Annotated in this window: 29 protein-coding genes and 1 pseudogene; 10 read left to right on the top strand and 20 right to left on the bottom strand. The window is 46.3% G+C overall.

Annotated features, from left to right (window positions below; genetic code table 11):
- Positions 1-178: 178 nt before the first annotated feature.
- From AAHH42_RS07000 to AAHH42_RS06960, 9 genes are all read right to left on the bottom strand, one after another.
- Positions 179-1,273: a hypothetical protein gene (locus AAHH42_RS07000; protein ID WP_342221048.1), complete on the bottom strand. Its 1,095-nt coding sequence runs from the start codon at positions 1,271-1,273 to the stop codon at positions 179-181.
- Positions 1,274-1,367: 94 nt separating this feature from the next.
- Positions 1,368-2,744, bottom strand: coding sequence for a DUF4055 domain-containing protein (locus tag AAHH42_RS06995; RefSeq protein WP_342221049.1), 1,377 nt, complete (start codon positions 2,742-2,744; stop codon positions 1,368-1,370).
- A gap of 42 nt (positions 2,745-2,786) precedes the next feature.
- Positions 2,787-4,277: a terminase gene (locus tag AAHH42_RS06990; RefSeq protein WP_342221050.1), complete on the bottom strand. Its 1,491-nt coding sequence runs from the start codon at positions 4,275-4,277 to the stop codon at positions 2,787-2,789.
- Positions 4,240-4,800, bottom strand: coding sequence for a hypothetical protein (locus AAHH42_RS06985; RefSeq protein WP_342221952.1), 561 nt, complete (start codon positions 4,798-4,800; stop codon positions 4,240-4,242). Before AAHH42_RS06985 ends, AAHH42_RS06990 begins: the two co-directional genes overlap by 38 nt.
- A gap of 17 nt (positions 4,801-4,817) precedes the next feature.
- Positions 4,818-5,030, bottom strand: a complete 213-nt coding sequence (locus AAHH42_RS06980) for a hypothetical protein (RefSeq protein WP_342221951.1) — start codon at positions 5,028-5,030, stop codon at positions 4,818-4,820.
- A 327-nt stretch (positions 5,031-5,357) separates the two neighbouring features.
- A complete protein-coding gene (locus tag AAHH42_RS06975; protein ID WP_342221950.1) occupies positions 5,358-5,825 on the bottom strand; it encodes a KilA-N domain-containing protein in 468 nt (155 codons plus the stop codon).
- Between the two features lie 344 nt (positions 5,826-6,169).
- Entirely contained in the window at positions 6,170-6,628 is a 459-nt protein-coding gene (locus AAHH42_RS06970; protein ID WP_342221949.1) for a lysis protein, read from the bottom strand.
- Positions 6,621-7,139, bottom strand: a complete 519-nt coding sequence (locus AAHH42_RS06965) for a lysozyme (RefSeq protein WP_342221948.1) — start codon at positions 7,137-7,139, stop codon at positions 6,621-6,623. The genes AAHH42_RS06970 and AAHH42_RS06965 overlap by 8 nt, the downstream gene beginning before the upstream one ends.
- The gene (locus AAHH42_RS06960) at positions 7,136-7,339 is read right to left on the bottom strand and encodes a class II holin family protein (protein ID WP_342222033.1); all 204 of its coding nucleotides are present in this window, start codon (positions 7,337-7,339) and stop codon (positions 7,136-7,138) included. Before AAHH42_RS06960 ends, AAHH42_RS06965 begins: the two co-directional genes overlap by 4 nt.
- A 444-nt stretch (positions 7,340-7,783) precedes the next feature.
- On the opposite strand from AAHH42_RS06960, the gene AAHH42_RS06955 reads away from it, so the two are divergent.
- A complete protein-coding gene (locus AAHH42_RS06955; RefSeq protein WP_119797334.1) occupies positions 7,784-8,041 on the top strand; it encodes a hypothetical protein in 258 nt (85 codons plus the stop codon).
- Between the two features lie 1,093 nt (positions 8,042-9,134).
- Here AAHH42_RS06955 and AAHH42_RS06950 read toward each other — a convergent pair.
- The 11 genes and pseudogenes from AAHH42_RS06950 to AAHH42_RS06900 all read right to left on the bottom strand — a co-directional run bounded on the left by AAHH42_RS06950 (position 9,135) and on the right by AAHH42_RS06900 (position 16,213).
- The gene (locus tag AAHH42_RS06950; protein WP_342221947.1) at positions 9,135-10,418 is read right to left on the bottom strand and encodes a cytosine permease; all 1,284 of its coding nucleotides are present in this window, start codon (positions 10,416-10,418) and stop codon (positions 9,135-9,137) included.
- Between the two features lie 29 nt (positions 10,419-10,447).
- On the bottom strand, positions 10,448-11,170 hold the full coding sequence (locus AAHH42_RS06945) for a LuxR family transcriptional regulator (RefSeq protein ID WP_342221946.1): 723 nt from the start codon (positions 11,168-11,170) through the stop codon (positions 10,448-10,450).
- Between the two features lie 380 nt (positions 11,171-11,550).
- Positions 11,551-11,838 (bottom strand): HigA family addiction module antitoxin, encoded by a 288-nt coding sequence (locus AAHH42_RS06940; protein WP_425286329.1) that lies wholly within the window; start codon positions 11,836-11,838, stop codon positions 11,551-11,553.
- Positions 11,835-12,113: pseudogene (locus AAHH42_RS06935) on the bottom strand (type II toxin-antitoxin system RelE/ParE family toxin). The gene AAHH42_RS06940 and the pseudogene AAHH42_RS06935 overlap by 4 nt, the downstream one beginning before the upstream one ends.
- Positions 12,114-12,194: 81 nt before the next feature.
- The gene (locus tag AAHH42_RS06930) at positions 12,195-12,578 is read right to left on the bottom strand and encodes a hypothetical protein (RefSeq protein ID WP_342221944.1); all 384 of its coding nucleotides are present in this window, start codon (positions 12,576-12,578) and stop codon (positions 12,195-12,197) included.
- A gap of 68 nt (positions 12,579-12,646) precedes the next feature.
- Positions 12,647-12,862 carry a BRO-N domain-containing protein gene (locus AAHH42_RS06925; protein ID WP_342221943.1) on the bottom strand — a complete coding sequence of 72 codons (216 nt, stop codon included), beginning with the start codon at positions 12,860-12,862 and terminating at the stop codon, positions 12,647-12,649.
- A 291-nt stretch (positions 12,863-13,153) separates the two neighbouring features.
- A complete protein-coding gene (locus tag AAHH42_RS06920; RefSeq protein WP_342221942.1) occupies positions 13,154-13,492 on the bottom strand; it encodes an antiterminator Q family protein in 339 nt (112 codons plus the stop codon).
- A gap of 289 nt (positions 13,493-13,781) precedes the next feature.
- On the bottom strand, positions 13,782-14,255 hold the full coding sequence (locus AAHH42_RS06915) for a DUF6475 domain-containing protein (protein WP_342221941.1): 474 nt from the start codon (positions 14,253-14,255) through the stop codon (positions 13,782-13,784).
- A 119-nt stretch (positions 14,256-14,374) separates the two neighbouring features.
- Positions 14,375-15,349, bottom strand: a complete 975-nt coding sequence (locus AAHH42_RS06910; protein ID WP_342221940.1) for a replication protein — start codon at positions 15,347-15,349, stop codon at positions 14,375-14,377.
- Between the two features lie 118 nt (positions 15,350-15,467).
- A complete protein-coding gene (locus AAHH42_RS06905; protein ID WP_342221939.1) occupies positions 15,468-15,914 on the bottom strand; it encodes a YmfL family putative regulatory protein in 447 nt (148 codons plus the stop codon).
- Between the two features lie 74 nt (positions 15,915-15,988).
- Positions 15,989-16,213 (bottom strand): helix-turn-helix domain-containing protein, encoded by a 225-nt coding sequence (locus tag AAHH42_RS06900; protein ID WP_342221938.1) that lies wholly within the window; start codon positions 16,211-16,213, stop codon positions 15,989-15,991.
- A 40-nt stretch (positions 16,214-16,253) separates the two neighbouring features.
- Between AAHH42_RS06900 and AAHH42_RS06895 the strand changes: the two genes are divergently transcribed.
- The 9 genes from AAHH42_RS06895 to AAHH42_RS06855 all read left to right on the top strand — a co-directional run bounded on the left by AAHH42_RS06895 (position 16,254) and on the right by AAHH42_RS06855 (position 23,533).
- Complete coding sequence (locus tag AAHH42_RS06895) at positions 16,254-16,916, top strand: helix-turn-helix domain-containing protein (RefSeq protein ID WP_342221937.1); 663 nt, start codon at positions 16,254-16,256, stop codon at positions 16,914-16,916.
- Between the two features lie 586 nt (positions 16,917-17,502).
- The gene (locus AAHH42_RS06890; RefSeq protein ID WP_342221936.1) at positions 17,503-17,919 is read left to right on the top strand and encodes a helix-turn-helix domain-containing protein; all 417 of its coding nucleotides are present in this window, start codon (positions 17,503-17,505) and stop codon (positions 17,917-17,919) included.
- Positions 17,920-18,393: 474 nt separating this feature from the next.
- On the top strand, positions 18,394-18,717 hold the full coding sequence (locus AAHH42_RS06885) for a hypothetical protein (RefSeq protein ID WP_342221935.1): 324 nt from the start codon (positions 18,394-18,396) through the stop codon (positions 18,715-18,717).
- A 55-nt stretch (positions 18,718-18,772) separates the two neighbouring features.
- Positions 18,773-20,173, top strand: a complete 1,401-nt coding sequence (gene ptsG, locus AAHH42_RS06880) for a PTS glucose transporter subunit IIBC (protein WP_342221934.1) — start codon at positions 18,773-18,775, stop codon at positions 20,171-20,173.
- Positions 20,174-20,476: 303 nt separating this feature from the next.
- Entirely contained in the window at positions 20,477-20,782 is a 306-nt protein-coding gene (locus tag AAHH42_RS06875; RefSeq protein WP_342221296.1) for a hypothetical protein, read from the top strand.
- Complete coding sequence (locus AAHH42_RS06870) at positions 20,757-21,386, top strand: ERF family protein (protein WP_342221933.1); 630 nt, start codon at positions 20,757-20,759, stop codon at positions 21,384-21,386. Before AAHH42_RS06875 ends, AAHH42_RS06870 begins: the two co-directional genes overlap by 26 nt.
- Positions 21,386-21,826, top strand: a complete 441-nt coding sequence (locus AAHH42_RS06865) for a hypothetical protein (protein WP_342221932.1) — start codon at positions 21,386-21,388, stop codon at positions 21,824-21,826. The genes AAHH42_RS06870 and AAHH42_RS06865 overlap by 1 nt, the downstream gene beginning before the upstream one ends.
- Before the next feature lie 43 nt (positions 21,827-21,869).
- Positions 21,870-22,490 carry a lambda exonuclease family protein gene (locus AAHH42_RS06860; protein WP_342222032.1) on the top strand — a complete coding sequence of 207 codons (621 nt, stop codon included), beginning with the start codon at positions 21,870-21,872 and terminating at the stop codon, positions 22,488-22,490.
- Between the two features lie 155 nt (positions 22,491-22,645).
- Positions 22,646-23,533 (top strand): Rpn family recombination-promoting nuclease/putative transposase, encoded by an 888-nt coding sequence (locus AAHH42_RS06855; RefSeq protein WP_342221931.1) that lies wholly within the window; start codon positions 22,646-22,648, stop codon positions 23,531-23,533.
- Positions 23,534-23,899: the final 366 nt, after the last annotated feature.

The raw sequence follows: 23,899 nt of genomic DNA, 5'->3' as shown, positions 1-23,899 counted from the left end.
TGGGTTAACCGGTCATCCGACCCGGGCGCTGTGTCGCTTCCGCTCACAGCTGTTCATAAAAAAAGCCACCCTGGGGTGGCCTGTGTGAAGTTGGTTATCAACGCTATTTTAAAATGTCCAGTTTTTGCTACTTTACGTGATGAGAGAACATGTTAAGTTGTGCTGACATGTTGATTTTTTACTCTATATGGAGGGTTTCGCGCAGCTGTTCTAACGTGAGCCATTCCCCTTTGTCGCTAAAAAATGCGTCGGGACGCCGTCCCTCCTCTCGCAGCATTTTAGCGCGGGTTTTACCCAGGACTTGGATTTGCCGCGCGTAAGGTTGTTGCTGTAACCAGTCAGAATACGTGGTATCCGCAGGCACTTGCCCGTCCAGGCTGGCGCGTGTGCCCGGGTCCAGCTCATCTAAGTCAATGCCCAGGGCGCGCCAGGATTTGATGACCAGTGTCTCCGTTGAGCGACAGCAAAAGTGCAGGCGTCCCGGTCCTTGCAGATAGGGGATTTTGTGGCCGAGTGGCTGGCCGGCTAGGGTGTAGCACAAACGGTCACGGATAACACAGGGTGATGAGGTTTTGTTATCCAGCGTACTGAGCCACTGTTTTCTGTCTATCATTGCGGCGTTATTTTCAGCAAATTTATCCCGTGCTACCGCTGAAACATGGTTAACAGCGGTTTTGACCACACTGGTGAGATTTTTGCGACTGATGTCCAGTACCCCATCTTGATACTGTTTTGCCCTGCTCCCGCGTACTTTGCGTGTAATTTGCTCGACGGTATCACCCAAGAGAAACCCGTTTTTTACCGCGTTGTTGATACGCTGAAAGCGATCGCTTTCCAGATGACTGACCCAGTCGCGCAGTAAACGCCCTTGAAAGGGCTGCGCCATCGCTGCCGCGTAAACCTGTTCTGCGGTGATAATCGCTAAGGGATAGCGGTGTAGCACCCCATCAGGCAGCAGGGTATCAAAGAGACGGCAGTGATAACCCGCTTCGTGCTCAGCAAAGGCTAGCAATTCCTCGCTGAGCGATAAATACAGGGTACTCATTGCCTGCTGATTCACCTCTTGGACACAGGCTAACAAGCGGGCTAACTGTTTGACTTCGATGTGTTGCGGATTAACCTTCTCCAATTTCCCGAAAAGTCGGGCGGTTAGTTCAGCATCATATTGGTTGAGTAGTGCCACCTTTTCTTTAACCACCCCGAGAGCATAGCGTGATTGAAACAGACTGTGTGCCAGGGCTTCATCACGCAGACGTTGGTTGACTGTGGACATGGTAACCCCTTAATAGAAAAACCGGTTTGATGGCATGAGGATAACGGGGTGTTTTTATACAGCCTGCGCGTCACCTCACGATGCCACGCGGGCGTTACAGTAAATCCGGTGGCAAATTGTTAAGTTCATCACACAGGGTTTCCGGGTTGGCATCGGCATCAATAAGGTTCAGTGCCTGTAAGGCGCGGATGGCATCCACCTGACGAATATCCCCGCCTTGCCGCAGTGCCTGTATCGCCAGGGCGGCCGGGGCATTGAAGGCTTGCTGGGTGGTTTCAAGCTCGGTGCGAATGTCCACCTTGCCGCCGTCTTTTTCGCCTGACCAGTCTGCCATCAGTTGCAACAGGGTATCGAGGGCATCTTCTAGCGAGTTAGACAGGGTGTAGAGCGGGGATTGTTCTTGTAGGCGCTCTTCGCTCACTTGGTCGAGGGTCTTGGTGCTACTGTTTTGACTGCGCAACAGCTTGCCACCGGCTTGACGCATCTGCTCGACCAAATCCGTCAGTGCCTCTTTGCCTGCTCCTACGGCGGCGCCCGAATGTTCGGTGTACGCACTGCCCTGTTTGGTGCGGTCAGTAAAGTGTGTCGCGCTTGAGGCACCAATGGTCAACTTTTCGCCGGTTTCAAGACCAAACACATTGAGGATGGGCACCCGGGCCACATGCAAAATATTGTCTTGCTCACTCTGGCTTTGCCAATGTTTGATATTGAGTAACGCCAGATTCAATAGCGGCGGGGCGCCACACATAAAACCGGTGCGTTTGCTGTACAATGTCACCAACGGAATGCGAGGGCAGGAGGTTGCCCAGCTGTCGTGCAGTATCCAGGTTTCCCTGCCATCGGCTTGCCTGATTTTACGGTAGAGTTCAACCCGACCGGGCGTCAACTTGCGGATTTGCGCGATTTTCTGTTGGCGGTAAGGGGCGGTCTCGACGACAATCTCTTCTCTAATTCGCAATTCTGTCAGCTGGACCGGCCCTCCTTGGTGGCTGGATTGCCAGCCGATGACCTGGCGGGGGTTAATCAACACCGCATAGGGACGGGCGCCACGGGCTTTTTCCTCAGCACGGGTTTTCAATGCTTCCACACGGGGGTAGTCAACCAGCGCATGCGCCACGCCGTATTGCAGCGCCAGGCTGAAATACGCTTGCGCCCAAACATCCAGCCGGTTGCCCAGCAAATCCATATCCTGGCAGTACTCGACAATCACGGCGGGGGTGGACTCACTCAATTGGGTCGGTTCTGAAAAGACACGACCTAAGTTATTTTTGAGGGTTTCCTCGTAAGCCGGCAGCAGCGTGGCGACGGAGAGACGTTGCTGATAGCTGTGTTTATCTTCATTCGTCCAGCGCGGTAAATAGGTTTCGCCCTGTTGCCGTAGGCATAAGGTGCCGCCCATCAGGGCGTCATTGATGTCCCAGGCAGCTAGCAGGCTGTTGTAGTCAAGATGGGGCGTGGAAATATCGGACATGGTTTGACTCTCATGGGTTGTTAACGCGACTGTAGAGGGCCGTTACAGTCTTAAGGGGGTTACCTGCCCCCGAAGCTGACGGTGATTTCTTTTGGCGACGGCAAAATAACGAAAGGCATCGGCGGCGTGGGAACTGGCATCGTGCAGCGGTTTGTCTTTCCAGCAGCCGTACTGGTTATCCCAGGCTTTGCGGTAGCGCTCCAAATGACTGAGGCCTTGTTCACAGGTCACGCTATCAAAGGCACAGCGCGGCAGGATTTCCCGTACCGACTCAATGCCTTCATCGACACGCAATCGGGGGACCACCTTGAAATTGATGCGGTAAATGTCACCGTCCAGCGCATAACCTTCATAAGCCAGTTGCCGACGGCTTTTGCCGTCGCCCGCTAATTCTCGATTATCAATATCGTGCGGGGCCCAGTGTTCGCCATAGTGATAGGCGCGGGCTTTCAATACCTGCATGTAATGCCGCAGGCCTTCGCCACTGTTTTCGTAATAATCCATCAGGTGAAATTCACTGCCGACCTCACGGACAAACCAGATAACCGTGGCATCGCCTACTCCTAAATCCCAAAAGGTGTGCACCGGCAGGTGCGGATTAGCCGGTAAGGTACCAATGCGCTGATTCTCATAGAGATAACGGAACTGATTGGCGTAATATGCGCCCTCAATCGATTGCTGAAAGGCCTCGCTCGGGATTGACGGATACTCGCGTTTCATGTCGTCACCCAGTGTGCTTTCTTTGGCGTAATACCAGGCTTTTTGTTCCGCCGTTAGCCTAATCGACTGTTTGGTTTGCAGCTCGCTAAAGTAGGCTTGCAAGCGCGGCGGCAACGGACTGCTCACCGGCAAGGCATACTGCGGATTGTTCCACCAGGAAAAGAAGAAGAACTTCCAATCCAATGGGCCTAAGGGTTTGTTGCTGAGTAAGGCTTTTTCCGCCGTTTGGCAGTAATCGAAAAAATACCCCGCACGGCCCTCTGCCGTCGATTCAATGGTGACCACGCAGTCTGTGGCGACCGCTTCAAAGGCACCAGTGACGATTTCACGGGCTTTCTCAGGAAATTTGGCACACAGCTTGCCGAATTCGGAAATATGCAAATAGCGCAAGGTGCCACCGCGAAAGGAGGTGCTGATGTACAGTGAGCCGCCGTTGTGAAACACCAATTCGCCTGCGGAATCATTGCGGGCGGGATTAGCACGTTTAAGAAGGTCAGGCAAATGGTCGTAGGCGTATTTCACTTTCTCGCGGAACAGGCGTTTGGCATCGTTTAAGGTATGTGCAATCAAGGCACATTTGGCTGACTCAAAGAGTGCGGCATCCAGTTGGATAAGGCACACCTCGGTGGTAAAGCCCAGCTGACGGGCTTTCAAAATCAGATTGCGTGTATGCATCCCCGTGAAATAGGCACGCTGCTGCGCCGTCATCGTAAAACGGATTTTACGTCCGTGTTTATCGGTAATAAAATACAGGTGGTTTAAGCGCCAAAAGCGATCAGCTAATTTTGTTTTCAGCGTTGGATCGAATGCCATGGGCGTTGCCTTCCGCGAGGTCTTTCATCCATTGTGCCAACTCTTTCTCGGCCCCTGGCGCCGTCTCGTTGTTCAAGCCATAGGCATCGCGCTCACCTTTAATCAGTTTCAGCTGGGCATCCACCCCGGCGCTGAGCGTTCTCGCAAGAGCAGCATGGTTGTCTTCGGTGATAACGGTACTGCTGAGGAAGGCTTTCAGATGGTTAGCAATCTGCCGCCAGCCGGCCAAATCAATTCGATGAGACAAGATGATAGTGGCCGCTTCATCGGCCGCCGCGTTGATAATGTCGGCATCAGTTCGCACTGCAGGGTGCGAACCCTTGGAATGCAAACCCTTATTGCGAACCAGTTTGATTTTGGTTGCCGCTTGAACTTTATCCGTCAGATCACGCAGCCAATTATGTTGTATGGCTTTCTTGCGGATAGCGGTGTCACTGATATGATAGCGTTTTGCTATCGCACGGACAGACAACGCACCCGCGCGGTAAGCCGATTCGATGGCCTCCCAGTCAGGCTTTGCCATGATGAGAATTCCTTGGGTTAGGGGGAATTATCGAGATGGGTATAGGTCGCTACCGTCTGGCCTGCGGCGTTCAGCACAAAGGCAGTATCTGAGGGGGCAAGATGAATGGCATCACTGATACCGTTGGAGGCGATATCAAGGCGTTGAGCATTGCGGTTCCAGCCCCAATGGGCGCTAGGATAGCCGACTTCACCTTGACCGTTGCCGAAATTAACTTTGATGGTGTACATAGGGTGCTCCTGTGTTGATGTGTTAATGTAATCGACATGTCATAAAATGATGTCGATAAAAGTGCATAAAATGAATAGGAAGAAACAGCGCGCGGCCGTGCTAACCGGTGGATTTTATTCCAGAGTGTGATTTTGCATGCTGAGAATGATGGATGAAACCTGTTTCCTCAACATGGAGGAGGACAGTTGTCTTCATAATCAAGACGATTGACCGCTATCTAACGGGTGTATTTCAAATGCGATAGTTTTCTGCTATTTGGCATTTCATGATGCTAGACTGGGAATCGATAACTGGGCTGCTTCTCTCATTCTTTGTCTCTGGGTCTGTCACTCTGTCTTTCTGCCACCCCTCCCCCAGTGACGCATTTTTCGTGCACAATCACTGATGGTTTTTTCCTCGCGATTAATCACCCTATCAAGACGGTGAAGCTGCGCCATGACACTCATTCGACGTATGACAACCTCATGAAAGGTTTGATAAACCTTGAACTCAAAAGCCGGTGATAACCATGCCGCATAGCGAAGAGCAATCAACTCATGTGCCCAGGTGCCTCGACTGTTACCGCCATGAATGGTTTTAAGTATTTGATTTTGTTCCAAAGTGTTTTTTAGCACTTTGGTCACTTCTTCAATATACTGAACCACACCGTCGGTATTTAAGAATTGGCTAGGTACCTGCCATTTCTTTGCCATACAAGCGTCAACAGCGGCTTTATGCATATCGTTGAGATGATAAATGCCATATTCATTGCTGCGAATAGGGGTGTTTTCAATGAAAACGAGGGGGGATTTCATTACGTGGTTCCTGTTCAGAAATGAACCCTTGTCACAGGAATACCAGTCCAAGAGGGTACGCCTACCACTACTGGCTTCCTCAAAGGTTCATTCCTGAAAAGGTTCTTGGTGTGAATACGCGTGTGAAGCACAGACATAAAAAAGCCCACCGAAGTGAGCCATGGGTTAACCAGTAAAACGGGTAGCTTAAGGGGTCGCATTTGAAATGCGACCCTTTGGAATGTGTGTTCAAGGGGTCGGCTTTCAAATGTTACCCGTTGAAAAGGCTTACGGGGAAATTCACCACGCGCATTTCAAATGCGCATGGCGCTAACACCGTAACCCAACGTTATCTTTTCGATTATTTATTGCGCCAAACAGACCTGGGTAATGTACGCCTGCAAGCCTGCAATTTGCTGCGTGACGATTTCTATTCCTTTTCGGAGACGGAAATAATCGTTGATAACGGTGTCGTCAAGTCGGGCACCGGCAGCATCATCCAAGCGGGTGGCCGTGGGGGTGGCGGGCAATGTTTCACAGTGGGCAGCGAGCTGCAGCCGACGCTTGCCAGCAAGAACATCACGTTCAAGGGCAGCGAGCTGAGTTTTTGCATCGGTTAATTCCTGGGTGTGTTTGTTATCGAGCACGGCTAGTTGTTGGTGTTGCTTTTGCCTTGTTTGGAGCGTGATAAAGAGGTTATCGCGCTCATCCCTTATCGTTTTGATGACTTTGTCTTTTTTTGCTGATTCAGTATGGTAATAAACCGCCACCAGACTGACGAGCAGAATGAGACTCATCAGGATAAAAAATAAGCGATTAAACATCGAGTCCCCAACAGGTGAGTTCACTTTCTTGCGCGCGTCTTATTACTTGACCCGCACAGTTATTGGCTCGAATGCGACAATCTTTACCGCCGTCAAATAGCCAGCGCTTGATTTCAGTGCAGGCACCGCGGTAGTCACCGGCATTCAATTTTCGATAAAAAGTCGACGAGAAGCATTTACCTACACCGATGTTATACGGACAAAATGAAGCAATGCCGGCTTTCTGTGCGTCGGTTAACGGTACCTGAACATGGTGTTCTACCCAGGCAATCGCCTTATTCACCTCAAATTTGTTAACCTGCTCGCATTTTTTTGCGCTGAGTTGCAGGCCTTGCATTACCGGCTTGTCATCAACTCGTGTCGCACCGCGGCAAATTGTCCACACGTTAGCGCCGTCTCGATAGGCCGTCAGCCGATTGCCTTCTTTTTCATGCAGAAATTGCGTAAGAAGGGCGGTGGCTGTCGCACTTGCCAAAATCAATCCCAACATGGGTTTGCTTAGCGTGCTCATTGGCTTGTCCCGCTCTTGCGTCTGTCTTCTTTAATCTTGAAATACAGATTAGTTAAATAGGTCAGCACCGCCAGCGAGACGCCTGCGAGTACGCCAATGGCGCTCCATTGTTCCGGGCTGTAGCTGTTTAGCAAACCATTCAGGATGCTACCGGCTGAAGCCCCGTAGGCAACGCCGGTGGTCAGTTTTTCCATGCTCATTCTCGTCTCTGAGTGGGGATACCGTTTCCCGCTAGGGGGCGGGGGGGTGTCATAGAAATAGCGCTGCCCTCCTGACCCCTTCATGAATAAAAGTTATGGGCACTGATGGGCAGTGGAGGGAGGCGCTAAAATGAAAAAAGGCCACGCGATGCGCAGCCCTTAATAATTGCCGGGTATCACTCTCGCCCAGCGTGTGCTTCCTGCTATTCCCCAACAACGAAAGAAGTGGTAACGTATTGTTACCTCTTTATATTGACGGTGTTCATTGGCTTCCCGGTGAAAGGCGGCCAGCCAAACGCACCACCGAAAAAAATCAATAATGGCATAAGGATGAAAGCATAAAGTTCTTACAAGATTACTCTCCTGTTATCAGTCTGTTTACCTTTTTCCTTGGCCTGGTTCTCGGGAATAAATACGCTCGGAGATAAACGTAAAGAATTTAATGTGTTGGCAGAACCCGTGCTTGAAAAGCTTGAAGACATGCAAGCCTGGCTGGAAAAAGAAACCTGCCTCACAGAGTACACACTTCCCCCGTGTTATATTGCCAAGCTCAAACGCAGACTCATCGGCAACAAGCTGAAAAAATTCAGTGTATTGCTGGATAATTATTATTCCGTATTGAATCAATTAGCCAGCTCGTCCGCGCCTTCTTTGCATGTGGGTATGGGCGAACAGGAAGAACAGATAGGGATTAAAAAGTAGGTGCATACCTATCCCAACGCTATCCTGTCTGTCAAAAAATTTACGGGCTGTTCTCACACTCAGGTAATATGAACAGGTCTGCGGGTTACTGACATGTAAAAAGGCCACGTGCGCCTGAAAAAATGCTTAATAAATAGGCAGGGGCCGTCCCCTTTTACTGATGTTCTCAACATTTCTGGCAAAATCCTTCTGAACCTCAATGTTCAATATATTCAGTCTTATATTTCCATTTTTATCAATAAAAACTTTTTGACCGGTGGGTATCGTGTCTTCATAACGATTTCCTTTAAAGAAAACCACGAAATTTTCAGGGGACATCATTACTTATAGTGTTTCTTTCCACTCTTTTAGTGTGTCTCGCATCCTGTTTATTCTCACTGACTAATAATCGGTAGTCATCAGAATGATAAAGGAAAATAACTATTATTGTGACTATGCTTAATGAGAGAAATAAACTCTGTACATATCAAATGATGCTAATCGGAAAGCGGGAGACAGGTATATGCAAAAGACTCTCTTGAAATTACCTATCTTATTATTGCCAATGTTCGCCTGGGCTTCTCATGAAAGAACAATTTCAAATGTATGCCAAGAGCTTTGGAAATCGGGAGAGATTCAGTTTTTCCCATCAAAAATATGTTCGTGTGAAAAGACGTCTGCCAACATAGGTAATACATTTTTTCAATCAGAAAATGAAACAGACATATGAGAAAGATTTATCCTGTTTCCCCATTTTTCCCCGTGGGCGGGATAGTCTATTTCTTCAACTTATTGTGAAAACGAGAGAGATTAGATGAAAAATATAAAAAAGTTTTTAATGGTATTACCCATTTTATTATTACCCATGCATGCTCAAGCTATTCAAGAAAGACCTCGAGACTGTGAAGCTCCCTGGGATGGATTAATGCCTATAGGAACATGCTATGAACCAAAATCTATCATAGATTCGGCTACGACTGACATCAGATTTGTTCACATGAGAGAGCTAACCAACAAAGTGTTATACCCATTTTATCTGAAGATACTGGTTCTAGTTTAGAAATTATTATTAATTTTTGATTAAAATTATAATGTTATACACTATTCAGTAGTCTCATTTTTCCAGCCTCACTTTAACGAAGACACCGTAGACGACACAGGCGATAATCAGCGAATTGAATGACGGAATACCGAATTCGATAGTCATTCCCCCGATGGCGCCCAGGATACAAGCAGCAACAGCAGGCCAGCCCATTAATTGTGTTGATTCTGGTAACGTCTGTCTCTGGCGTGTTACATCAAGTAAGTGACGGCTGGTACGTAAAATGTAATAGTCCACCAGCATCACGCCTGCAATAGGCGGAAAAACAACGCCGAGTAGAATAAGGAAACCCGTAAAACGCTCTAAAATTCCCAGCATTGATAGCAGGATGCCGATCACACCTAATATTATCGTCAGCTTTGTACGACTCAATTTCCTACAGGTGACACCTTCCACAACGTTTGCTAAGGAAAGTGATGAAGAATACAAACAGGCATCGTTGTTCTTGGTCGTCGCAAGAATAACGGTCAACAAGCCTATCCAGCCCGCGCTTTGGGTCATGATAGTGACGACATCGGCGGTATTGAGTGCACGAGCAACCAATATGGCAATGCCGTTGACAATAAATTCTCCAACAATGATAGAAATCAAAGTCATCCAAAATACATGCCGACCGTTTTGGCAGAAGCGACTAATATCGGGGGTGATAAGGGCCCCTACCATGTAGCCACCGGCAACAATAGTGGCACCGGCCCCGAGTGTCATCGGTGCTCCCATAGGAAGGGGGGTAACAAGATGAGAGAGTGTGTGTTCCTGCAAAATACCGAATGAAATCCAGCCTATTACCAGAAAGAAAAGGGGCACTGTTATTTTTGCTGCCCAACTTAAGGCGCGAAACCCAAAGGCAACCAATACCGTGAGCGCACCTCCTGCCAGCACAGTAGACCAGGTAAACCCCAATCGTCCCCCTAACGCATAATCCAGACTATGAGCAAAAACGGCATTTTGTACACCAAACCAGCCCACCAGACTGATAGTAAGCAGTATTCCGATTAACACCGACCCGAAACGCCCAAACCCACACCAGCGTGCTAAAAGACTCGTCGATAATCCCTCGCGAGAACCCGCTAACCCTAGCCCCAGACTAATGAACTCAAGGATGACACTACCGAAAAAAGTGGCAAGAAACGCTTGTTCAACCGTCATGGAGTGACCTAACAACGCGCCCAACATAAATTGAGACAACGAGGTTGTCATACCAATACGTACCAGGGCAACACTGAAAAAGCTTGAACGCGCAGCAAGCGGGACACGACCCACGGCGTAATCGTCGCCGATCAACTGATCCTTGTTCATCTTTCATCCTTGAATTTGGCGGGGTAGGGCTAGAGCGAGATAAACTGTACCTCGGGTTTTATCAGCTCAGGCGGCATATATCGGTCAAAACCTTCTGCGCAACAAAATTCTTTAAACATCGCTGACGAATTGACTTTAGCTTTCTTGTATATTCTTCGCAAATTATCTTTTATTGCTTGCTGAGGGTGATCTAATTTTCTGCCTATTTCCTCAGCATTCATGGACTGTAATGCATAGAACATGACTTTAAGTTCAGGTTTCGTAAACAGATCTGTAGGCGGATCTAATACTAACGTAGATGGAACACACCTACTGAATGTTTGTGAAACTAAAAGGCAATCGAGTCTACTGGCAGTGTGAATTGTGCCAATACACTCTTGAAATTCATTATAGATTGGATATTTTGGAACAAAATAAGACAAAAGTTTCTTTTCCCGTGTATAAATTTGCGTTGAAATTATCGCTACGCCTTTCTTATTCTCTTCAGTTTTCCGATCCTGCTCTTGGAATTCCGGTGCGAACTCAGCCCAAGGCGCAGGACATTCACTATCCAATCTACCTTCAACATTATATCCAACAGGAAGATCCCAAAAATCAAGCGCTGCCTTATTAGCATACACATGTCGTGACTCAGTATCTTTTATATCCCAAGGTTCATCGCTTGTGTCCATAAACGAAAAAAGTGACTCAAAAGACTTTACAGCAATTCCTTGAGAATTCTCCTCATTTTTTCGAAGATTAACTTTATTCATCCTAGCCTCCTAAGTTCAGGAAAATCTAACTTAAGGCGACGACAACGGATGCAAAAAGTCGAGGCCGTTTTAGTAGACGGTACTCTTTTAGTGTGAAGATAACAAGGCTAAATGTGACATTTTTTATCCAATTGTATCTAGTATATTCATTTTTATACTTTTTATATTATTGATAAAATGAACATTTTTGAGCTTAGCCAGGAATTCTTATGAAGCTAATAGTCATTTTTATAAACGAATCAACGCAAAAAGCCTCAGTGGTTAGCTGAGGCTTTTAACTAGTTATACATTTACTACGCACACAAATCAGGCGAGATTGTAGAGTGATTCTGCGTCGCGACGTCGCGACAGTCAAGCATTTTTTACTAAATAATAATTCTTCAGGCATGATGAACTCGCTGTAGCTTAGAAATATCCATCTTTTGACGAGCATGCCATAAATCATAAGAACCTTGTAAATTTAACCAAAGTCTTGGTGAACTTCCAACAACAGAAGACAAACGTATCGCCATCTCTGGAGAAATGTTTGATTTCGCCGTCACCACTCTCTGTACTGTGGATGAAGAGGCACTCAATCGTCTCGCTAGTTCACGGACACCTAGATTGAGTTCTTCCATCGTTTCTGCTAGAACTTCCCCTGGATGGGGTGGGTTAAACATTTCCGTCAGTGATAATCCTCGTCATTTACAATATAAGCGTTGCCATCAATGAATTCAAAGGTAATACGTCAATTGCCTGTTACAGTGACCGACCATTGCCCTTTTCTATCACCTTATAATTGATGAAGAAAATATTCAGACACGTCAATATCACTCACTTCGACAGCTCCTGAGATAACCGCCAAACGGGCACGCAACTTTTTTGCCTGTGTGGTATCTATCCCTACTGTTGAGCCTGTTTCAAAAAAATTTTTCAATCCTTTATGCTTAAAACTCTTAATCATATTATTAATGTCTGATCTGCGTTGCGCACCATCATATACCACAAATTAACTAAATCTATTGCCTAAATTCTATCAGAAAGATCAGCTAGTGATTACGGTATAGTTGGGAGAACTGAGACGCTGGAGAAATTTGTTCACGTCTGCTCTCTGCCATTTTTTCAGTGTTTCCGTGAAGTCAGAATGACTCTCTTGTGTTACTGAAGCGTCAAGCAGTTGTGTCATCTCTGACAAAACCCTTTCAGCATCTCCAGATTCACGAAAGATACGCTTAATGGTTTGTTTTCCGGCATTACGGATGGCATCTTTAAGCCGGTTAGTTATCGCATAAATACGAAGGCATTCGTTGGCTAACAAGGGGATTTGCTGTACCTCAAATCGTTTTGGTGAGGGAACGCCCGCTACTTGACGTAGGGCACGCCAAATACCGTTACTCCAGGCTCGCTTAAACCTAAATTGGTCACTCATGCACCAGACTAATCGTGAAAGATTATCTACATCGTCGTTGCTAAACAATTCAGGGGATGGGGATGGTACTACGGATGTTGATAATATGTTCCCGTCTTTCGTATTTGTGGTAGTACTTCATTGAATACCCAATTTTGAAATGGTTTAGCTCCTGGTTTGTTACTACGGAATATAACACGGTAGAGGTTAGGTTCATGGATAAATGTAGCCTCTTGTTCTCTTTTGAATTTATCAGTGATGTACGTTTTCCGTACCCCGCCTGAATCCAACATCATGGTTGGCATAACCGGCTACTCAGTTCCGGTACTTCTATTGAAGCCCCTACACGATTCACCATTAAAATGTGACTGTGTTTTGCGCGTAAAAAAACCGCGGAGCGCGGTCGTGTGCCGAGTAGATATCCGAGATGCTAACCCTGATAGCCGATTTTGCGGCTATCAGCAGACTGTATAGCGGTGCGGTGTAGTTTTGATTACATAATGAATACCATTCGATATGAATATATGGCACGATTCATCTTTGATGGTGTAATCAGAAGAGAATCGTTCTGCTATAGCTCCAAGTATCTAATAACGTCAGGCAGCCTCTAGTAAATCATGTACACGACCCGCAATGTAGGCCTCCGCACGTTCAAGCATGCCATAAACGTACGAATGATGTTTTTTCAGGTTTCTGGCTATAACACGACATGCCATATGATTACGATAATGTAAGCAAATCATTTTGTAACCGTCAATATCGTACTGCTTCAAACTCCCTACCGCCTGATCGACAACCCTCCCCTCTTCGTCGCTCAACCACGGACGGCTATCACTTTCCTGTTGGCATAAAGGCCAGCATGCCTTGAACTCTGTACCAATTCGTGAACTACTCCAATTGCCCCAAGCTTCGAGTAAATCTTTTACGTGCTTCATGCTGCCTCCCGTTCCGTTATCACTCTCTCCATCCTGCCGCCCTTCAATTGAGTAACAGGAAGTTAAACAGCATTTTAGAAAATTGCGATAGAGCACCATTCAAGCATACGATTTAAATGCGTATACTTGCTCACTACAGCGCTATCCTATCTCATGTATAAACCCTAACCTGTTTTTTTTCGTTTAAGGCGCTCTATGGTAGATTTATGCGCTTTAAAATCCATTTTAATTAAGCAATCCTTCGTCTTTGATGCTAGCAGACCGGCTTCACGCAGACAAAAAACGCCCATCAAGCTACTCCTCTCAACTCAAGGGCGGGAACACCACTCAGCACCAACTGGCATCGCGCCGTATCACCCATGAAAAAAGGGGCCGGCTTTTCCTGAAAGCCGCCCAGTATGTTGTGCGCATCGTCCATACCAATGAGTACCGGCAAGTAGTTACCCACCCCAGTCAATAACCCAGAGCGATACCTTTTTTCAAATTCTCTGGCACGAAAAGGCGCGTCCTCCTCACTCATCCCGGCAAAATCTATCCAGCCGCCCATGTCCTCTATCACCGCATGGATTAATGCATCGTCAAACACCACGCTGTTACGACGACCGTAACGGCGAATGGCTTGGTAGGCTTTCGACCAGGCTCTTAACGCTTTGCCGTCCTTGTTGCCGTCGATATGCCGGATGAGGTCGGCAGGCTTGGGGAAAAATTGACCGTTGTCCGTGTCACGCGTATGCCCCTGAAAGGCTTTTTGAACGTCGGTCATCTCGTAGTTTTTCAACGCGTTCCAGTAAATACCCACCATGATTTCTGATATCTCACGGCCGTATATTTCCCCTACCGCCGTCATCGATTGCGCGAATTGTGGTTTTTCTCCCTCGTTCATCAGAAAGGTGCCCCCGTGTTCTCGCTGCCGCTTATCCAGCTTTGTAAATTCTGGATGTTTCTGGCCGTGGTCGCTGAATATTTACCGTGGGCGAGGGCCTTGGCATAGTGATTACCCGCCAGGCCCATCAGGCGCTCGACCTGCGCGGCATCCCGTAGCACGGTATCGATGCCGTCGTAGCGCTTGTTTTCAGGGTTTTTGCCCATCAACCAAGGGTCATAGGTCGCACCGGTTATCGCCTGGCACAGGTCTTCCGCACTGAATTTTTCTTTCAGCCGCGCCTGAATGCGCTTTGCGCGTTTTTTGTCCAGCCTGGCCTGGGGGTGCGCCAGATTTTTTTGCCAGAACGCAAAAATCGTTTTGACACGCTCATCCCCGAAAGGGGATATAGGGGTTATACTGTCTTTCTTGTCTTTTGTAATAGTGTCTTTTGTATGTCCCTGTTTTGGTGACAGCGCTGTCACTGTTTTAGTGACATTTTCTGTCCCCGTTTTGGTGACAACGCTACCCTTTCTTTGCCTCTCTGAACGTGTCTCTATTTCGGTGACAAAGTCCCCGTTTGGGTGACACATTTGGCGTGAGCATGTTGTCCCTGTTTCGGTGACAATATTATTTTTTTGCTGACAATCGTGAATTGACCATTCAGAAAGATTCTTATTGATGCCTATCTGATTGTGAGATTTAATGAGCACTTTCATTGAAACTAATTCGTTTTTTGCTTTATTGACTTTCTGTCTTGGCAGTTTGGTCAGTTCGGCAAGCTGGTTATCAGAAATCCTATCCCTCTTTTTGTTAAAACCATACGTCTTACGACAAACTGCATGAGCAACCCTCGCCTGAATTTTTGTCAGATTCACACCAATAAGCTCGTCGTATAATTCGTTGGCTAAACGGGTATAGCCCTCATCGATATTCGCCACACGTTGTTCTTGTCTGTCTATTGTCTTGTCGTTACCCTGTCCAGCTTGGCTCATGCTCATTTCCTATTCCCTATACCGCATTCTTGATCGTTTTCAAAACCGATCCTGTTTTGTTCTTATTTTGAACGACGAAATTTTCTTAGTACTCGCCTGATCCGCCGTCGCGGTGTTTTTACTTACCGTAAACCAGCAATGTGGCTTTGATTTCAGAATCTCGTATTGCCATGTGTTTACGGTGAGCCTCAATGATTTTCTGCTTTTCTTTTTCATCAACCGCACCGTCATTGTTAATCGCATCTAAAATCAATTTGTCTACCGCACTGCGCTTGATGGTGGTGCGTAGCCCCATGTGGTGCAGTTCTACCGTATCAACCTCATCAGCTGAGGGAATAGGGACAATCAAGGCATCTGACCGCTCGGCAAAGTACTCCGCGACCAGGGTTGATTGACTCAACGTTTGCAAGGCCAGTAATTCATCAACGCTAAAAAATCGACAACCTTTGCTTTCGTATAACCGATTGTTAAACTTGGCTTCCGATACACCAAGATAAGCCGCTGCGACACTCCTTCCTCCATCTATACGCTCACACATCCGGTTAATTAATGCACGTTTATCCATAATTTCAGTACAGCCTCTGTAGTTATATTTATGCTCACGTTGTGAGAGTTTATGTTTTTAAAAAATGTGTGGTATTAGCTTAATTTTAAAAACTCTGTTAGATCTGCCAAATCCTTACCCAATTCATGAGGTTTTACTTTTCCACCAGTAGCTTTAACGATCGCTTTCACATAACGGGAAGTTATTCCTCCACCGTGAAGCCAGCGCCATACTGTTGGCTGCTTAACTCCACATAGATTCGCAAGCTTTTTTTGACTCCCTGCGATTTTGACTGCTTGCTCAATGGCTTTGTTAGTCATAATTATCTCTAATAGTATTAAATCTTGGATTATAATAGCAATGAGTATTGAAATGTGCAATAGCAAAACAAATTTGACGGGCAATACTCTTGCCTATAAATTATCTTTCATGAAAACCACGCTTGCTGAACGCTTAAACTTAGCTATGAAGTTTAGAAACCTTAGCCAAGGTGCCTTAGCCAAGGCATCAAAGGTTTCTCAGCCTACTATTTTTAGACTGACTAAAGGTACAGCAGTAGGGTCTAAGAAAATTGTAGAAATAGCTAGCGCTCTGAAGGTAAATGCTGATTGGCTTGCTCGTGGTGTTGGAGAAATGGAGGGAACAAACACTGCTTTCATTGAGCACACCAATCCACTGAATGAAGTTTATGTTTGGAATAATGCCGGTGAGACAGCTGATGTTGTAATAACGCCTGAAGGAAAGGCTTTACCTACTTGGCGTGCATATATTCTTGAACGTAATAGTGGCTGTAGTGAAGCTCCAGCTGGTTCCATTGTTATTGTTGATACTGCTATCAATCCGGGTACAAGCGACCTGGTGGCCGCTGTTGTTGGTGGTGTCATCTCGGTTTATCGATTCTTACCAGGCGGTGGATCTGGGTTCTTGTCTGTAGATGATAAGAGAGTCCCTTTAGTTGACTTATCTGAATCTGGTGAGCTTATTGGTACCGCAATCTTTCTTTTTCGTGATTTAAGACGATAGTCCTTAATCTTCTGTGTAGGAAGGATGTATTTATCATAAACACCCTCTCTGATCCTACGCCAAACACAAATCATGTTGTTCTCCTACGATTTAAAATAAGAATCACTATTCATCCCACCTCATAATATTGTTTATTTACCACCCCGCTCTTGTTTCGAAAAAAAATCAACACCATTAGAATCAATAGTTTTTTCTCTAAAGGTTATGCATGAAAATTCAGTTTCCTATTATTTTTTTTCAAAAAAAATTATTAAAAACACTTGTTTATAGCTTTTGTTATTATATCAATGCCAATACCACTTGCTATTATAAATACCTAATGCTATTATTTTTATCAGCAGGCAAGGAAAGCACATGAAGTAGTCGTCCGAGGCGTATGAAAATCGGAATGATTCATAAATTTAATGCAAGGCAAAATTTTTTCTCCGTATAAGCGGATGCTCTTTAACAATTTGGGGTTAATTGCACTGACAAAGTGCATTTATCCATAATTTGGTTTGGATAAAAATATATTAAACACATAACTTATTAATAAGTCAATTTTAAGCTTATTTTAAATAGTAAACATAAAGTTTATAATGGGCAAATGAAAAGAAAAAATTGTCCGATTAGTAACCCACTCACGGCGCGGTTAAAGTACTTAATTGAAAAGAAGTCCATCTCTAAAGCAGAGATGGCTAGGATTTGTGATGTAACACCACAATCAGTCAACAATTGGTTTGTTCGTGGGAAAATAGGAAAAGATTCGGCATTGAAGCTCTCTAAGCATTTAGGTGTTTCTGTAGCTTGGATGCTAGAGGAAAGTGATGAAAATACGACATTGGAAGGGAGCGAATTGCCACACCCACCGCTCACTCCCACAGAAAGATCACTTCTAATTTTATTCAATGAGTTGCCTGAAAAAGATGCGAAGGAAATTTTAGAAATCCTTAAAGAAAAAAAACAGTATTATGACCAGCTTATAAAAGAATTGGCTCATAAAAGAGGTTTAAAGAGCACATAAAAATTTGATGTAGCCTTCCTATCTATAATCTCCTTATCAATATAAACATTCCCGAATATCTTAACTACTGAGTGCTTCTCAGTGGCTGCTTTTACGCTTAATTTCACATTAAAAATGTAAGTAATAAATTGATTTATAAATAATTATTATTAATCATTCGGATATAGATTTTTTTTCTTATAACTAACCAATATAAACAAATTGATAATATTTTTTTTCGAGTATTTTCAGTTATCTCAACATTAAATAAATCTAAAGTTGACTAAAACATAAGCCTATAGTTTAATTATTGTGTGGTCATAGTGAAGTCTGAATGATCCAAATATTGCAAGACAAGCTTTTACCCCGCTCAGGCGGATGCTCTTTAACAATTTGGGGTTTGGTAGCACTGACAAAGTGCACCCTTGCGTTTACCCGCTGATTTCTGAATAGATTGCCCAGGCAGCCTATCCAGAAATCAACTGGAGACAAGTTATGGTAACGATCATTCGTAAACCGTCGAGACGCAAGGCAATGTATGGCGGTAATGCCAAATACCGCAGACATCAACGCCGTAAAGCGGAAGCCCTCTCTCGTGAGGCGATCGAAAATAGCCTTGATCGGAGAGGGGGCGATCACGCAAAAATAGTGCGTGCTCAACCTCGCTCGGATGTAGATCGGGCAATTGCTCTAGCGACGGCCTTCCCTTTACGTCAAAAGCCGCAGGACAGTATGTACAATCGGCTGATGCCAAGAGCCTGGTTATTTTCTGTGCAAGGAACAAGCCGAACAAAAAAGGCTATTACCGTTTCTGCTTAGCAGCGGTTTTATTACAACACAGCCCCAGGCTGTCCTACCTATTGGAGTGACTATCATGTTAAAACAAAGCTTTGCTCATCTACAAAAGGTGGGGCAGTCTTTGATGCTGCCCGTTTCTGTTCTGCCAGTCGCTGGGTTATTGCTCGGTTTAGGGTCTGCGGGGTTTGCTTGGCTCCCTGTCACCGTTTCACATCTGATGGCCGAGGCCGGCGGGACCGTATTTGCTCATCTGCCGCTGCTGTTTGCTCTGGGTGTCGCGCTCGGCTTGACTCAAAATGACGGCGTGTGCGCCCTGGCGGTGATTGTCGCGTACGCCATCATGGTAAAAATGTTGGCGATTGTGGCACCCTCTGTTGATACCGGTGTATTCGGTGGCATGGTGATGGGCGGGGTCGTCGCTGTGCTGTTTAATCGCTTCCATAACCTCCGTGTCCCCGCGTACCTGGGCTTTTTTGCCGGTAAACGTACGGTGCCGATTATTGCGGGTCTCGTGGCTATCCCTGTTGCCTTGCTATTGGCATTGATATGGTCGCCTGTCGGACAGGGTATCGAGGCCTTTTCACATTGGGCGACCGTGCAAAATCCTGAGCTGGCTTTTGGTGTGCACGGCATGGTGCAACGGACGCTGATCCCCTTGGGCTTGCACCATATCTGGAATGTGCCTTTTCATATGCAAATCGGGGAGTATACCAATGCCACAGGGCAGGTTTTTCACGGAGATATCCCCCGTTATATCGCCGGCGACCCTACCGCAGGGCAACTGGCGGGCGGCTTTTTGTTTAAGATGTACGGGTTGCCCGCCGCTGCATTGGCTATCTGGCACACCGCCAAACCGGAGAACAGAGCGAAAATCGGCGCACTCATGGGGTCTGCCGCATTAACCTCCTTTTTAACCGGCATTACCGAACCGATTGAATTTGCCTTTATGTTCGTTGCTCCGCTGTTGTATGTCATGCATATCCTGCTGTCAGGCTTGGCCTTTTCTCTGGCAATTGCGCTAGAAATGCGTCACGGTACCAGTTTTTCACACGGGCTGATTGATTTTATTGTGCTCAGTCCGCAGGCCAACCGTGTGTGGCTGTTTCCGGTCGTTGGCCTCGCGTATGCCACGCTGTATTACGGGTTATTTCGCCTGCTGATTGTACGTTTTGACCTCAAAACCCCGGGGCGTGAAGCCGGTTTATTACCCTCCGTGCAGCAGGATACCCCTATCACCCCGTTGCTTATCCAGGCCTTTGGCGGCAAAGACAACATTACCGCTCTCAACGCTTGCATCACCCGATTACGGGTCAGTGTGAAAAATAGCAAACAGGTGAATCAACAGGCACTCAAAACCTTGGGTGCACAGGCGGTGATTGTGCTCGGTTCCGGCGTGCAAGCCATTTTCGGTGCACAATCTGAGCAGCTTAAAACCGCGATGGCATGCCAGCTCAACACCCCGCAAACACCGCATTAATTTTCTTTTCTTCCCCTTTTCCTCCAGGCCACTGACCTTTTTTGTCGGTGGCCTTGTCGTGGAAAAAAACCTTCAGGAGCACCGTATGCACCCATGGATTATCACTGCATGGCCTCACAGCACGCCTGCGGAAAAACCCAAACGCAATCAATTCATTCAACCAACGAGGTGAACCATGATTTTTACTATCCAAGATAACGCATTAATCATCATGATCAACGGTGTGAAGCGAGTTTTCCTTAACAGCGAGCGGGGCTATGCCCGCATGTCTCAAGCGTATTGTAAAAGCAGAGGGCGACTGGCATGACACCCGAGACGCTTATTGAAGCACGAAAAATAATGAACACGTTCAGTGATCAAGATTGGCACAACATTAATGAACAGGCGGAAGAGTGGGACAAATACTTCACTTTTGAGCACATCGCTCAGCTCTTTAAAAAATTGCCCCATTTTGATAGTGAGGCCTTGGCACTCGCCTTGGATGAGACCGAACCCGATGACCTCGATGAGGCATTTTTCAGCATTTTTATCTCAAAAGCGAAGTGGATGTTAGCCAAAGAACGGCTCTACAGTGGCGATGACTATGACAAGGTCTATTATGGAGAATAAAGCCTTTTATCTTAAGCTGGCCACTATCCAACGCGAACTTAATGCACCGAAAAATCAATACAATACCTTTGGTAAATACCACTACCGCAGCTGTGAAGACATTTTGGAAGGCGTTAAGCCGCTGCTGGGTGATTTATTTCTCTCGATAAGTGATGAAATCGTACAAATAGGCGATCGCTATTACGTCAAGGCAACAGCGACCCTGACGGACGGTGAAAATTCGTTTCAGGCCTCCGCCATCGCACGGGAAGAATTGAACAAAAAAGGCATGGATGCGGCACAGCTGACCGGGGCAACCAGCTCCTACGCGCGTAAGTACTGCCTGAACGGCCTGTTTGCGATTGATGATGCCAAAGATGCCGACACCGAGGCTTACAAGCAGCAAGAAAACAAGGGGAGCCCACACACGAAGACCACCGTTGCACGTACCCCAGAACAATACCTCACCGATTTTACCCACTGGGCGCATCAATGCAAGGATAAAGTGGCCTTACAGGGGGCTTATAACCGACTGAGCCAGCTGCTTATCCAGCAGCCTGATTTAGCACAAAAAGCCAACGACATTTATTTCACCCACTCAGCAACCTTAGAGAAGGCAGCCTAATGGCACACACCATCACCCTCAAACTCCAACAGGCCGCCAGAGAATTTACGGCCACTGACGCCATCGGCTTAGCCCTACGGGGTGGCGTTAAATACTACGATCGCAAATTAAAAACCCATGCTTTCACTAACTACCAGGCGGTACTGTTCGCCAAAGCCGGCAATCAAGCAGATTTTTACCGCGAAACACTCAACCCAGGCGCCATCGTTGAGCTCTTCGGTGAAAGCATCAAAATCGACACCTACGAAGGGAAAAACGGACAAGCGATCGTCTTGGAGCTAAACAATGCACGTTTGGGCTTTGTCGACGCGGGACAGCAGACGCAGAGACCACAACCCATCCAAGCGTTCCCCCAACATCTTGCCAAGGCACCCTGTCAACAAAGCAATGTGACGCCGTTCACAGATTTTAATGACGACGGGGATGACATCCCGTTTTGAGCGGTTCTCCGTTTTAATGACAAGACAATTTATCGAGGTAAAAATGGAACAACGAACAGAAGCCTGGTTTGCCGCAAGATGCGGCAAGGTGACAGCGAGCAAGCTAGCGGATGTAATGACAAAAGTTAAAGAGGGTTACGCGGCAACTCGAAAAAAATACAAGGCCGAGCTGATTTGCCAGCGTCTAACGGGGAAACGGGAAGACACCTTTGTCACACCTGAAATGAAGCACGGGACGGCACTGGAACCCGTCGCACGTGAGGCTTACATCTTGCGTGAATTTGCAGTAGAGGTCACGGAAGTGGGGCTCATCGACCACCCTACCATCAAGGGGTTTGCCGCCAGTCCCGACGGACTGGTTAATGAGGATGGCCTGATCGAGATTAAATGCCCCAAAACCTGGACACATCTGAAAACGATAAGAACAGGTGAACCAGAAAAAAAATACCTCCTGCAAATGCACGCGCAAATGCTGTGTACGGGGCGAAGATGGTGTGACTTTGTCAGCTATGACAATCGACTGCCTGACACATTAGCCTACTTCAAAAAGCGCATTCACTTTGATGAGGCACTGGGCAAGGAAATTGAAACCGAAGTGCGAAAATTTCTGCAGGAACTTGAACGTGAAATCGAACAGATTAAAACGTATGGAAAAGTGGCATGAAGATAACGCCACTGAAAAAAGTGATCGTCTACCGGATGAAATACGCGTAGAGTTGCCTGTCGATAATATCGACGCCACATTGTAGAGAATAATCACAGGGAGATTGCGCCGTGCCTCAGGTACCGAACCCACATGATGCAACATTTAGGAAGTGCATGAGCAATGTTAACGTTGCCCGTGATTTCCTACAGTTCCACTTACCACCTGAAATCAAGGAGCAATGCGATTTTTCTACGTTGAAGATCGAACCGGGTTCATTCATTGAGCCGAATTTGAGACAACATTATTCTGACATTGTCTATTCACTCAAAACGAAGGAGGGTAAGCGTTGCTACATTCATTGTCTCATCGAGCATCAAAGCACGCCAAAAAAATTAATGGCTTTCCGCTTGTTCCGCTACAGTATTCCCATCATGCAACAGCATCTTGACCAAGGCCATGACGAGTTGCCGGTGGTAATACCGATCCTCTTTTATCATGGAGAAACAAGCCCTTATCCCCACAGTATGGATTGGCTGGATTGTTTTGCTGACAGAGACTTAGCACAAAGAGTCTATTCTCAGCCTTTTCCTTTGGTGGATGTGACCACGATACCCGATGAAGAAATCTTGACTCACCGCAGTGTTGCTCTTCTTGAATTGGTACAAAAGCACATTTATGCCCGTGATATCATAGTGATAAGTCAGTCTATTGCACATTTACTGAATACGGGTTATACAGAGAGTGAACTGGTTAAGACATTAATGTATTATATTGCTCAGAGAGGAAAAACAGCGGATACACCGCAATTTTTCAAAACGATTGTGGAGTACGCACCGACTTACAGTGAGGACATCATGACGATTGCACAAGACCTGAGAAGAGAGGGCCGTGAGGAAGGCATGCAACAGGGCATGCAACAGGGCATGCAACAGGGACGTCAGGAAACTAAACTCGAAATTGCCAAGCAGCTTCTTAAAAGTGGTGTAGATAGTGCTTTGGTTAAAACATCTACTGGACTTTCTGACCGAGATATTGAAGATATTGAAGTATTACTACATTAAGGTGTCTTAACACCTGCTATACCCGGACAGGCTGAATGATAATTCAGCCTCGGGGAATATTTCGTTAAAGGTGTTAAATACCTTTAACTAGCGAATGCCGCATACGCAAGTAGTGCGGTTTTTTTACGCCCATAGCGTGTAATGGTCAGATAGTGAACAACTATACGCCTTCAATAAAACTATAACAGGGGCCGTATAAGTTGATTGTAAAAATTTACACTAATATATTGATATTAAATAATATTTACTGGTCAAGTAAATCATGTTACATGGCCCCTGCTATAAATTCACCTTTAGCCTGCCGTCTTTGTGACTGTTTCAAAGATGGGATGGTATTAGTTAATTTTGTTAATAGAAGCAAAGCCC

Source organism: Candidatus Fukatsuia endosymbiont of Tuberolachnus salignus (assembly GCF_964030845.1).
In the GTDB taxonomy this organism is placed as follows: domain Bacteria; phylum Pseudomonadota; class Gammaproteobacteria; order Enterobacterales; family Enterobacteriaceae; genus Fukatsuia; species Fukatsuia symbiotica.
The sequence above is the reverse complement of the archived record's forward strand: the minus strand, read 5'-3'. Positions and strand labels throughout refer to the sequence as shown.